Source organism: Acinetobacter sp. NBRC 110496 (assembly GCF_000876115.1).
Lineage (GTDB): Bacteria > Pseudomonadota > Gammaproteobacteria > Pseudomonadales > Moraxellaceae > Acinetobacter.
The window spans coordinates 38,607-51,130 of sequence record NZ_BBTF01000029.1; the positions used below are offsets into that span (position 1 = coordinate 38,607).

Consider the following 12,524-nt stretch of genomic DNA (forward strand, 5'->3'; position numbering starts at 1 on the left):
CCAGAATTATATTATCCGACACGCTGAACAATTTCTTGTGCTAAAGTTTCAAAAGCTTTTCGAACTTTTGAGTTTTTATCAACAGATAATAAAGGTTGTTGCAAAATTGCAGCTTGATTAACTTTAGTGCTCATTGGAATTGTGGTATGCAATAATTCTCCAACTTGATTAAATGCTTCATCTTTTATTAATTTACATACATTCTGACGCTCATCATGTTTAATTAATAAAGCACCTAAGAGTTCTAACTCAGGGTTAACTCTTCTAATTTTACTTAAATGATTAATTAAATCAGTAACACCATAGAGACCGTATTGTGAACCAGATTCAATTGGAACAATAACATGTGTCGAAGCGGCTAAAGCATTGCTAGTTAATAATTTTAAGCTCGGAGGGCAATCAATAAGAATGTAGTCATATAATCCTTCTAGAATTTCCAATTTATTTGAAAGTTCCTCGGTTGGTCTTGGTGCATCATCTTTCAATTGATCTTCAGTTTTACCAAGAGTTAATGAGCCATATATTAAGGAAACATTTTTAAATTTTGTTTCTTCTTCTAATGCTTCTGATAATAAACTTATATCACCAATGAGTAATTCCGCTGATGTAGTTTCAACTTCGCTAGGGTGTCTTAATCCTATATGTAAACTTGCATTTGCTTGTGGATCCAGATCAATTACTAAGACCTTATTTCCTAATTCAGCAAGTTCTGAAGCAAGATGTACTACAGTAGTTGTTTTCCCGCAACCACCTTTATGATTAGCTACAGCAATGATTTTAGTTGACATATTTGTCTTAAGGAATTTACTTTGATTTCATTTAATATAAAGATATTTGTAGCAACTTGCTACAGTTCCTTTGTCATATTTTTATCTTTTGAATTCAAAAGATGTGGAGAAAACATTTCTTAACTTTTTTTAAAAATATAGCTAGCTAATTTTAATTATTATTAATTAGTATTAATTAGTTAATTATAATTAGACAAATTTTATTTTTTTAAAAACAAATAGATAGAATTTTTAAAGTGGAAGGCGTGTCACTAATAAGTGGAAGACCTGTCATTGATAAGTGGAAGCCCTGTCACCTTTAAGTGGAAGGTTTGTCACTAATAAGTGGAAGGTCTGTCACCGATAAGTGGAAGGTTTGTCACTATGGTGGAAGACTTGTCATTGTGATTTATTTTAATGTGGATTTTTTAATTTAAAACAATATAATTCAACTGCTTGTGATGTTGATAAGTTTGTTTTTATTGAAATAAAGGTGGAAGACTTGTCATTAGATGTTTTTTATTCTGTGGATAAACTATTTGTATAAAATTTAATTGATAACATGATGTTTAATAGTCAAGAATATCGGAATGGTGGAAGGCTTGTCACTTTAACAGTGGAATATGTGTTGATTAATTCCACTTTAGTGGTGCTGTAGGCTATTCCTATTTTCAAATTGATTGCTTTAGCGATACGGATGAATTATCAAAGGTGGAAGAATTGTCACTTAAAAGTGTTTAATTTTATATTAATTCCACCATAAGACTAGATAGTATCAAAATTGCACTTTAATAGTGACACTTCTTCCACTCTTAAGGTGTTTGATGGGCATAAACTGAGTTAATTTAATGTAAGGAAGAGAAAATAGTGAGCGGTTTGCATCTTCTTCCACTTTTGTGTATAACATGTAGAAAATATTTTAATCTTTCCACTTATGAGCAATCACAACGAACCAGAAGAATTAGAACATCTACCTTATTGTATTGGTAATATTCGACATAATGGAGTAGTTAGCACTAGTAACCGTCTGATTAGACCAATTGAATTATCATCTAATGAGTATAAAGCTCTACTTTATGCGATGGCTGTTGCGAATTATGGTGAAAAGAATAATCAAGATCGTGAAATTACAGAGCAAACTTATATATATTTGCATAAAGATGATTTAGGCGAACTATTAGGATTAGATAAAAAGAATTCCATTAATGTTGCTATTGATCGTATTTATAAAGAATTATCATCACGAGTAGCCCATTTTGTAATTGAAGAGTCCGTGGATGATAATAAGCGTAAAGTTAAAAAAGTACACTCAGTAGTACCAATTATTCGTGAACTCCGTTGGGAAGATGATGCTAAAAATGCTTTGCAGATACGTTTCACCAGTGAAGTACTTCCATATTTTACTCGTTTAGCAAATGGAAATTTTACAACCTATCAATTGAAAGATTTATTTGCTTTGGACTCTGTCACCAGTATGAGTTTGTATTCATACTTTATCAAAAATGAATTTAAGTATGCTAATCAAGATTCTTATGAGGTTGAACTTTCACTTGAGAATATCAAAGCATTAATTGATATTGGGGAGAAAAAATACGATCGTTGGGTTGATTTTAGACGATACGTTTTAGACAAAATTATTGAAGAAATTAATGAAAGGACTAGTCTTCAATTAGAATACGATACCATCAAGAAAGGTCGACCTATTGTCGGAGTTCGATTTAAAATTCTTAATAGGCATGCCACTGAAGTTGTTGTATCTAATACTAATGATAAGACTCAAATCTATTTAGATGTCAATTTTGATGATAATGCGCTTGTTAAAGAATTAGGTGCGAAGTTCGATATGACCGTAAGGTCTTGGTACATCTATGCGAACGACCCAAATTATAAACAGTTAAGTAAGTGGTTTAAGACAGAAGGGTGCTTAACTGAATCTCAAGCAAATGTGATAGTTAATGATATTATGTTCCAAATGGATTTTGCTGTAGCTGGCAGTTCAATGAGTGAATTTAAGAAAGAAATGAAATATAAATTAAAAAATAATCCAAATTTTGTAAAAGAAAATAGAAAACGATTGAATGAAATATTTGGAAAAGAAGTTATATGACAGTGTAGCAACTTGCTACACTGTTTACGATAATGTGTAAAATAAGCTTGATATCAGTTTAGGTTATATTTTGATAGCTAATTAATAGACCTATGAACTCATAATCCGTTGGTCGACAGTTCAAGTCTGTCTGGGCCCACCAAATTCATGTGTTTATATTGTAAAATACATACTTAAACCCTTAATTCTAAAAGAGTTAAGGGTTTTTTTATGTCTTAAGAATACTCAGGTGTACTCGTATAAAAACACCCTATTTGTATCCTGGCTTGTATCCTGTATAAAAAATAGAACTCAGGATACAGGAGCCTAGTTTAATCTAGGAAAATCAAAATTTTATGGCTAAATCTAAATTACTTACAGATACACAATATGCAGCATTAAAAGCAAAAGAATCTGAGTACAGAGTTTCAGATATTTCAGGTCTGTATTTAAAAGTTGGTGTAACAGGCAAAAAGTCATGGCAGTTAAGATTTAAGAGTACGGTTGGTAAGTGGACATGGCTTGGGTTGGGAAGCTACCCAGCAATCTCAGTCAAAGAAGCACGCTCGTTGGCTATTAAGTATCAAAATGGTGAACTCATTTTAAAAACTAAAAATGAGAAATTATTGGAAGCTAAACAACAAGAGAACCTATTGTTTGGTAATTTACTGATTAAATGGATGAATACGAAAAAAGGTGTATGGACTGATAAAACCTATAAGAAAGAGTATCAGTCGATAGAAAAGCATATATTGCCAGTATTTGGTCACCGTTTATTTAAAGAAATTTCCGCATCTGAATGGAAAGAATTTTTCAGAGAAAAACAATTAAATGAAGGGATATTCAATAGACTTGAAAAATTAATTTCGTATTGTCGTAATGCTTATGATTATGCAATTGATGATAATTTAATTAGCTATAACCCTCTCGCAAGAGTACGAAAAGGGCTAGTAAATCATACTTCAGGCTCAATGAAACATGTCGTAATGGATGAACTTCCCGATCTTGTTAATGCAATCCGTAATTATCGCTCTGAAACTACTAGCATTGGACTCGAATTGCTCTTGGTGTTGTTTCCTAGACCTGGTGAGTTGAGAGCTGCACGTTGGGATCAATTTAATTTTGAAACAAGAGTATGGCTTAGACCTGCTGATCTGATGAAAAGAAGAGTAGCTCATGCGATACCGTTACCGAAGCAAGCAATTAAATTATTGCTTCGATTAAAAGAGATTTCAGGGGATGGCAATGAATATTTGTTTCCATCAAGAAGTAATTCAAATGAAAAATTTATATCTGACGTGACCTTCACTTCAGCATTGAAAAGAATGGGGTATACTGGGAAGCAGAATCCTCATGGATTTCGCCACATTGCGAGTACTTTTTTAAATGATATTTTTAGTGATAAAGAACAAGTGATTGAATCAGCATTGTCTCATCAAAAAGCAGGTGTGAAAGGTGCATATGATAAAGGTGCTCACTTAAGAGAAAGGGTGGATGTTATGCAATTTTGGGCTGACCACTTGGATTCGATCTGCGGAGTAAGAATGTTTGATTAAAGTGTTCTTGTTATAATTTTAAAAGCTGAAATTTTATTTTCGGCTTTTTTTTTGCGAAACGGGATTATTGAAGATGTGATTTTTCTAATATGTGTAGATTAATGGGTTTTAACTGTTTTGATAAATTGATGAAAACTTTACTAAACCCTCATAGTCAAATAAATCCGATTTTAATGAAACTCCGTGAAGAAAATGTGTGGCGATGTTCAAGTAGCATATTGTGCAAAATTTTACAGATTAATCGTCAGCAACTTATCAAAATTCAAAATGCTGTTCCTAACTTTCCAAAACCCATGAGAGATCGAGATACTCGACAAGCAGTGATGTATTTTGATGTTGATGAGATTTTCAATTGGTACATGAATGAATTTCATTCTGATTTTTGAACTAAATTTAACGAATTGACACTATTGGAAAAATAATTTTTTTAGTCTGATATGATTTTTTCTTTTTTTGAAAAAATATTTATGTTGGAAATGAATACACCACAATCAACTATGATTCAGGAAAATAAAGCGTTAGCTTTAAAGTTTAATGATGTAGCAAAAAAATTAGGCTTGTCGAGGACGGGACTAAACTTTTTGATCGCAAAGAATCCCGATTTTCCACGACCTTTTAAGCTTGCAGATGGTGAAAAAGCGCATAACTACTTTGATTATACGGAGGTGTTGAATTGGTATGAAATACAGAAAAAGAATAGGTCTTCTGTTAGTAGGAAACAATAAATTGGCTTATATGGGAACGTTTGGATAAAGGAGAAAGGCTCAAGGGGTAATTTTATAAAACCATGATGTGAATTTACTTTTAAAAAAATATTTCACGAGGAAAAAGCTATTTTGATCCTTGAAAAAAAAAACCACGTTAGGTGGTTTTTTAATTTTTAGGTCTTTTTCTTGTCTGATTCATATATGCATGGTTGTCTCTAGTCAGAGCCTAAAGAAATAATAAATTTCTCAATCATTTTGCGTTCCAACTCTGGTAATTCCTGTAAAGCATTAGTAATAGGATCAATCTCTGAGGTACTCATTTTTTCACGGCGTCCCAAGATGTAATCGGCTGATACATTAAGTGCGACAATGAGTTTATAAAAATTCTCTAATGAGGGTTTACGTGAGCCCGACTCAAAATGCGCAATAGAGGTTACGGGTATTCCCGTTTTTTCAGCAAGTTCTTGCTGTGTCAGCTTTCGTATCTTTCTGACTTCTTTCAATCGAATCTTAAATTCATTCGAGTCTAATTCAAGTGTCATTATTACCGCCAAATAGACAATAAAAACTTGACGTTTTGGTCATGTTTTTATATAAATATAGACATAGTTTAGATGCTTACTTGTAAAACGAGAAGCAACTAAATCATTACTTGATAAAAATCTAAATCAATTGAAGGCCAAACGATCATGATGGATTATTCTTCGAGTCGAATTTTGACATCGATGCATCCTAGTATTCGCCATCTCAATATTCGCAATGTAGCTAAAATTGTAGCCTCAAAAATTATTTGTAATACGCAATTACAGTTGCAATATAATCCTGACTTTTGTCGGCAACTGGGCGTATCAACTTATCTCAACACGCACATAGGATTAGCTTATTTCATTGATGATCGCTATTTTGACCATTATGGTTTACAACCAGAAAGCTTAATAAATTTTTCAGATGTCTATGCTCAATTGTTGCATGACTTTTATGAGTTTTCAGGCTATCAACCAGATCAACTATGATCTGGTTGCAACGGCGTACACACGATCAATAAAACGAGCATGCAATAGCGGAACACAGCTAATGCTTTAGCATTTTTTTGAGATACTAGTTCTAGCTTAAAGGAATTATTTAAACTGCTGTTGATACCGTCAGATTGAAGATTAAATGACAGTCGTTCCATCAGCTTTTCCTCACAGATTTCAGAAGATATTGCAATCTGCCAACAGCTTGCTGGAAATAAACCATAAATCCCTTTTAAAAAACGATTTGCTAGTCTTACATCATTCGGTTTAAAGATTAATCCAGCGTGTGAAATATTCGCTTTCGTCTCAAAAATATGTATCGCATCTAAGATATTTGCATCATCACGTCTCAATTCATTGAGCTGTTTAAAAAAATATTCCAATAAACTTTTGTCCTCTGCAGTTTCAAGGTGCGGAAGTATGCGCTCTGATTTATCTGCATCCATGATGAAACGTGGACGATTCTTACGATTTTTGAGCTGTTTGAGCCTGATTATATTCCGTTGCCATAGCATGAGTTGTTCTATCGGAAAATCGTATTGTTGCGCAAGCAGTTGCGGTGTATATGATTGATCTAATTTTTTGAGAATTTTTGCGATTAGAGGGAATGGATAAGCTGACTTACTCGTTCCATAAATAAAATCGTTGTCCTCTGCTTGTACTAAATCAGCTTGAATCTTAGCTGTGTTGATGTATTCATCAGGCGTTGTTATAGATTTAATTTTTATTGTTCGTGCTATTTGTTCATCGTAATAACTCAGCGCTATTTGATGTTTTTGTGGTGGTTTTAAGCGAGGACAAATCTTATGAATAACAGCTCGATCAATAAGTGGGTCAAATTTTCTTAACTGGTAACCGGCCATCAGGTAAGCTAGATGCAAATAGCTCCTAAAGGTTTCAGTTGGGTCTATGTGGCCCAATAAATGGGCAAGTAGATACCAAGAGTTTTGAGGTGTGTTAGAGCGTAAGAGCTGACTACGAATCAAGTTGTAATGCTCATGTGAATAGTCAGTGAAGGTTGTTACAAATTTGTAGTTCATGGTCAAAATCATGGCTAAATTGTTCGTCGCACTATGTCGCAGCGAGTGAAAGCTATAGCAATGATTTGGCAAAATAGCATCAAGTAACTTTTGAAAAGGCGTGGTGACCAAGTAGGGTTTGATACGTCCCGCACTATTCCAAAGAGTAAATAGGTAGTCATTGGATGAATAAGCGCTACGGCGTGCCTTGCAGTATTGCTGAAATTTAAGATGTTCTTCTTCGCTTAGTAAAATTTGAACGTTGAGATTACGCTCAGCACTATCCGTTTTAAGAAAATGCTGTTGATGCTTCGCACGATATGGACGTATCCAAATTGAACTCGCTTTGACACCTTCCACATCCTTGATTCGCATACCGAGTATTTCATTAATGCGCATGCCCGTACGAAAAGCTATCGTATATACGATACTCAGCATTTCTAAATCATGTGCGGTGTAGCTGGAATGTTTATATTGACTAAGCTGACTGAGTAGATATTGAAAAGTTTTTCCTGAGATAATTTCAGCTTTGGGTGAATGAACACGTAGTCCCGCACCGCTCAAAGGGAACGATTCAGCATTAAATAGCATCTGTTGGAATTGATGGAATCGTTTTAGGAGATCGATTTTTTGTGATTTTGATTTACCGATGCCAGTTAACATGCGGTTGTAGATTACATCTAGACGGTCATTCAGGTTAGATTCTTCTATAAAGTCAGTGCTATGGAGTAACCATGACTCGGCAAGTTTGGTGTAATAACTATAGATTGAAGAATGGCGAATCTTCTGCTGTTGAGTGATATAGCGTAAGTACTTATTTTGATCGAGCTGATAAAGCCTACAGATAGATTGCATATCATCTACGGCAGGATGAAACAGGCTGTATAACCACAGTCCCAATCTTTTTGCATTTTCGGGAAGATGGTCATGCTGGCTGAGTAAGAAGTTTCGTAGCTCTTTTGTGGTTTGATCACTATTTCTAAAAAATTTTAAAATTTGTTTATGCAATGCAATCAATGAGTCTACAGAATGATCTGTGCAGCATTGTTCTGCTTTTTCTGTCGGATTTAGTATTTTCGGCAGGGGTTCTAGCGCTTGTTGTGAATCGAAAATGGATAACTGTGGCGTGAGATAACGTTTAAACGCACTTAGACTTAAACCACAAGTCTCAATCTCTTCTGATAAGCAAAGACTTAGCGCAGGACTTAAATCAACCTTGTCTAGCTGCATCCATGAATGACTTGAGGTTTGTAAGAGTTGATTAAATTGCTTTGGGCTTAACGGAAGTGCTAGTGCTTTAAAAATACAATTGATATACGTGTAACAATCAGATTGGATATCAATTTTTTGTGTTTTAAGTCTCGCAATCCATAGCAGTGTTAACCGGTCGGGCACAAAATTTCTAGATTTTTTTAAAGGCTGTTTAGGGTCATATAAATCACCATAATGTGGTGACTGAGGTTCTAGAAAGATCAGGGGGATTTGTATTTTTGGAATCTGATCAATCGAACCTTGTTGTTTTAAGTGTTCGAGCAAAGCTTGTAGGCTAGAAAGGCTTGATATCCCACCATAGAGGATTGCGCAGATCAGTATATTTCCAATGCTTTCATCTGCGGTAAAGTTATCTGTTGTATACCAAAATCTTAGAAGTTTTTCTTTGATCAGTGAGATGGATTTAGATTGTTCTAGCCGAGTCTCATTGAAAAGCAATGGCGTGCGTTGAATAGAGACGAGATGTTGAGTAGGTAGTGGTAAGTCTGCATCATTTGTGTGATTGTATTGAATAATACGTTTACGGAACTGCTGATAAAACGTCTTTTTTAGAGCAAAACTATATTGATGTTGATCCAAGTGTTGGCTAACTTGCTCAAAGAGCGTGACTATACTTCCTGACCGCTGTGCTTGCTGTAATTGCTCGAACGACAGAAACTCATCGATGATCGCTTGAAATTGTATACGCTCTTTAATTCGCTTTTGGTCTCTGTTGTTAGCACGGCGTTCATGTGCATACTTTGTTTGTTTAGGCATATTCATACATTCCATCAATACTGTAAAAATTTTGCATTTCATTGAGATGAGTTGCGATGGTTCTATATTGTTGAAGAGACAGGCTTGAGAATTTTTGCCCCATTTCTTGTTGGTTTTGTTCATGTCCCATCAGGGCTAGAATGAACTGTTCATCAACTTTCGAAGTTAGATATGCACGAGCTGTATGCCTAAGCCAATTTGCGTGGTTGAGCTCCATAACATGAGTAAATGAGCTTATAAGACGGGGACTAAGCTCTTGCCATTCTCCCTGCTGATAAACATTCAGCAGTGGCTTTTTACTGCTTAAAATTTCTTGAATGTGTGATTGATGCTCTGGATGCAGTTGTTTGAATTCTTTTAAATAGCCAATAAACTGACGGACTTCTTGAACAGCAAAATCACATAACGGGATTAAGCGACCATCATTCGTTCTTGAGTGAATTTCTTTGTCGGAAACCCAAAGCCATTGTTGTTTTAAATCGAAGTTTTTTAAGAACCCAGGGAATCCATTCACAGGTCGAGCCGCTGTAAAAAGCAATAAAATATGCCAAAGCCAAATGTTGTAGTGATTGAACATCTCCAGCATTTGGCTACTGTGTCGGGCTTGAATGATCTGATGTTGTAAGTAGGCAAATATAGCCGTTACTGTTGCAGGCTTGGGAGCTTTACAACTACCAAATCTAAGCTCGGGATCGGAAGTAAGATGAATTTTTTTTGCTAAATCACGAGACAACTGTTCTACCGTGCTTTGGTAATTCTGTTGCAGGCGGTATACCGGATACGAGCAATATGAAATAGACACCGATCGATTGGCATCTATGCCAGTCAGAATGTCAGCGAGTTGCTCGTTATTGGTATGTCTATAAATACAATGATGTAGTAAGACACTTATTTTCTTAGTTGATAACGATGGAATGAACAGTTCTTCACGGCATTTCTTTAATGCTTGATTGACTTGCTCTTGGCTCACAATTGGAGACTGTTTTAGACCGTCTACTAATTCTTCAATGAGTGGTAAATCGAAATAGGTCACTTGATTGAGTAATTGATTTTTGTATTCGAAGTCAGCGTTCTCAAATAGCGTGAACTTTGAACGTAGAAAATATTGATCGTTTTCTAAAATGATCTTTTGTCGTTTATTCAGTGCATAGCGCTGCTTGGATTGTAGATATAACCATTGCTCAACAGGAACACCACTCAGGAAACTGAGTAATATAAAAAGATACGCTTTATTTTTTTCTGGATGACTCAGATAGACCTGGTAGCAATGCTCTACCAATAAACTTAAGCTATTGAAATCTGGATAATGCTTACTACAGCTGAAATTATGTTGTTGTCTAATGATGTGCTGTTGTGTCAGTTGGCTAATTTTATGTTGTAGAAAACTAGATTGAGTGGCTAAAGGCGATACCTGTGCTGTATTAATTGAGTATTGTAGATCGAGCTGCTCATCCTGTGATTTTTCGTAGAAGAGGGCTGGATTTTTCTTTTTAGGTATATCTTGTAGATGGCATAAAATTGCGTCGTACTCATCTAGATAATGTGGTTCATTGATCTGTTTTGGAGGCGCTGAATAATTTTTTTTGGGTTTAAGTGCTAGCACATAATCATAGAATCGTCGTATATCAAGCAGTAATAGATACTGAAAACGATTGAGTTTAGTATCGTTTTCTAATTCCCGTAAATTCTTTACGAATTGCACTAATGGAATTTCATCGCTAGGCAGTTGCTCCCATAACCACAAATATTCCTGCTGATACCGATTCAACTGTTTGCCTTGTTGCGATATGGCATAAGCTTCGTTCGCTAATCGAAATCTATCAAGAACTTTAATAATCGTGTTTTGATGGTCTTTTTCGCCCTTATTAGGGATAGATTTAAGAATACACGCTGCATGTAAATTATTCACAGCCCATCGTTGTATAACTGCATATTCGTGCTTAGCTACTGAATAGAGATAGGCACAGATCGGATGTTTAGCAACACTCGAAGGCAGAGGTAGTTTTATTGGGAGCTCAAACTGAGAGTCCGCATCGAAGTTGATAGTTGTATCGAATAAGAATTTTAGCTCAGGGATTAAGACTGCAGTTTTTAAGTGCTGTGCGATAGTATTTTGATAGCCCTGATCAAACAATTCATGATCTAGCATTCGTTCAATGATGTTTTCAATTTTCATGGGTTAAATTCCAAAATTGTGATGCACATGGTTGTGCGCTCGTGAGTGCTTTACATTTATTTTTGAGTGCTTGAATTCGTAGATCGTGAGCGCCGTTGATTTGCTTTTGGCGATAAAGCAGTTGATTACGGCTGCAGTCGATCAGCTTGGCGAGCAGATCTAGAGAAAGACTACATCTGGGCTTGTCATAAAGCTTTTGATTCACATCGTAAATTGCTTGTTTCGATAGCGACTGATTTAAGTTTTGAAGTAGCCTATCGGGGTTAAGAACCTGTGGATTGATCTTAAGCTCAGTCATTAACTTAAAGAGTGAGGTGCTGAGTTGATATTGAACCTGAACGAGGTCTATATCAGCTTCTAGAATGGGATGGGCTTTAACTCGAATATTTTGTTGTTGTGCCATATAAACAAGCAGAAAGTTATCTGTTGCGAATGACTCAGCTTGAGTAAGCTTAGTAGTAGACACTAGGTTTAGGTCATGCTGAAAGTGTGTTGGCAGTTGCGAGGCATTTAAAATCTGGGCATAGCATTGGTAAATTTTGAACAGTGGCGGGTAAGGACGGATCATAACCCCCTTTGTGTGAAACGGTCTTTTACTGGCTAGCTGAGTATTTACTTTTTTTGTAGGCTTCATTTATTTGCCCTCCTGATGTTTTTAACTTAAATCAAGAAGGACAAAAAATTTTAATTCTTATAAAAAGGTCAAGAAATTGGTTATAAATGTGGATGGTTTTTGATGAATTTGAGCGACTCAAAGCGGATGGGAAAAAAAGGGTATGTACAGGATTTTGTTTGTAAGTGATTGATTCTATTTAATGTGAATGTGACAGGTTTCTAGGTGAATTGTATTTTTCTATATTTAATATAGCAGTATGATTATGAAATTATTTTGGATGAGATGCTGTATATGACAAAACATTGGATTGGATACCATAACGTTAATAAGACAAAAATGAGTTATCGAGCACTACCAGAGTCGGTTTTATATACAAATGCAAATGGTAACACTCATGCTGGGGATATTGTGTGGGTCATTGAGGGAGTGGGAAATAAGTCTCCAAAACTATATAGATTGGTAGATTGTTTTATAGTTGAAACAATGGATACGGTGATCCCTCTACAATTTAAGGGGATGAAGAAAAGAATTATAGCTAAGAGAAGTTTAATGT

At 35.2% G+C, this 12,524-nt stretch carries 9 protein-coding genes and 1 pseudogene; 5 read left to right on the plus strand and 5 right to left on the minus strand.

Annotation, left to right across the window (positions count from 1 at the left end):
* Positions 1–11: 11 nt before the first annotated feature.
* Positions 12–788: a ParA family protein gene (locus tag Aba26S_RS13875; RefSeq protein ID WP_004942653.1), complete on the minus strand. Its 777-nt coding sequence runs from the start codon at positions 786–788 to the stop codon at positions 12–14.
* Positions 789–1,701: 913 nt separating this feature from the next.
* Here Aba26S_RS13875 and Aba26S_RS13880 point away from each other — a divergent pair.
* The 3 genes from Aba26S_RS13880 to Aba26S_RS13890 all read left to right on the plus strand — a co-directional run bounded on the left by Aba26S_RS13880 (position 1,702) and on the right by Aba26S_RS13890 (position 5,134).
* The gene (locus tag Aba26S_RS13880; protein WP_043972782.1) at positions 1,702–2,874 is read left to right on the plus strand and encodes a replication initiation protein; all 1,173 of its coding nucleotides are present in this window, start codon (positions 1,702–1,704) and stop codon (positions 2,872–2,874) included.
* Positions 2,875–3,209: 335 nt separating this feature from the next.
* On the plus strand, positions 3,210–4,409 hold the full coding sequence (locus Aba26S_RS13885) for an integrase arm-type DNA-binding domain-containing protein (protein WP_043972784.1): 1,200 nt from the start codon (positions 3,210–3,212) through the stop codon (positions 4,407–4,409).
* A 476-nt stretch (positions 4,410–4,885) separates the two neighbouring features.
* A complete protein-coding gene (locus tag Aba26S_RS13890) occupies positions 4,886–5,134 on the plus strand; it encodes an AlpA family transcriptional regulator (protein WP_167543104.1) in 249 nt (82 codons plus the stop codon).
* A gap of 197 nt (positions 5,135–5,331) precedes the next feature.
* Here the strand turns inward: Aba26S_RS13890 and Aba26S_RS13895 are convergent, their stop codons facing one another.
* Complete coding sequence (locus Aba26S_RS13895) at positions 5,332–5,658, minus strand: helix-turn-helix domain-containing protein (RefSeq protein ID WP_043972788.1); 327 nt, start codon at positions 5,656–5,658, stop codon at positions 5,332–5,334.
* 147 nt (positions 5,659–5,805) lie between these two features.
* On the opposite strand from Aba26S_RS13895, the gene Aba26S_RS13900 reads away from it, so the two are divergent.
* A complete protein-coding gene (locus Aba26S_RS13900; RefSeq protein WP_052500226.1) occupies positions 5,806–6,129 on the plus strand; it encodes a hypothetical protein in 324 nt (107 codons plus the stop codon).
* Here the strand turns inward: Aba26S_RS13900 and Aba26S_RS13905 are convergent.
* Genes Aba26S_RS13905 through Aba26S_RS13915 form a run of 3 tightly spaced genes read right to left on the minus strand, consistent with a single transcriptional unit; the run spans position 6,120 to position 11,923 of the window.
* Positions 6,120–9,179 (minus strand): tyrosine-type recombinase/integrase, encoded by a 3,060-nt coding sequence (locus Aba26S_RS13905; RefSeq protein ID WP_043972791.1) that lies wholly within the window; start codon positions 9,177–9,179, stop codon positions 6,120–6,122. The genes Aba26S_RS13900 and Aba26S_RS13905 overlap by 10 nt on opposite strands.
* Entirely contained in the window at positions 9,172–11,355 is a 2,184-nt protein-coding gene (locus Aba26S_RS13910) for a hypothetical protein (protein ID WP_043972793.1), read from the minus strand. Before Aba26S_RS13910 ends, Aba26S_RS13905 begins: the two co-directional genes overlap by 8 nt.
* A complete protein-coding gene (locus Aba26S_RS13915; RefSeq protein ID WP_252322555.1) occupies positions 11,345–11,923 on the minus strand; it encodes a hypothetical protein in 579 nt (192 codons plus the stop codon). Before Aba26S_RS13915 ends, Aba26S_RS13910 begins: the two co-directional genes overlap by 11 nt.
* Positions 11,924–12,262: 339 nt before the next feature.
* Between Aba26S_RS13915 and Aba26S_RS21265 the strand changes: the two are divergent.
* A pseudogene (locus Aba26S_RS21265) lies at positions 12,263–12,524 on the plus strand (hypothetical protein); the annotation flags it as partial.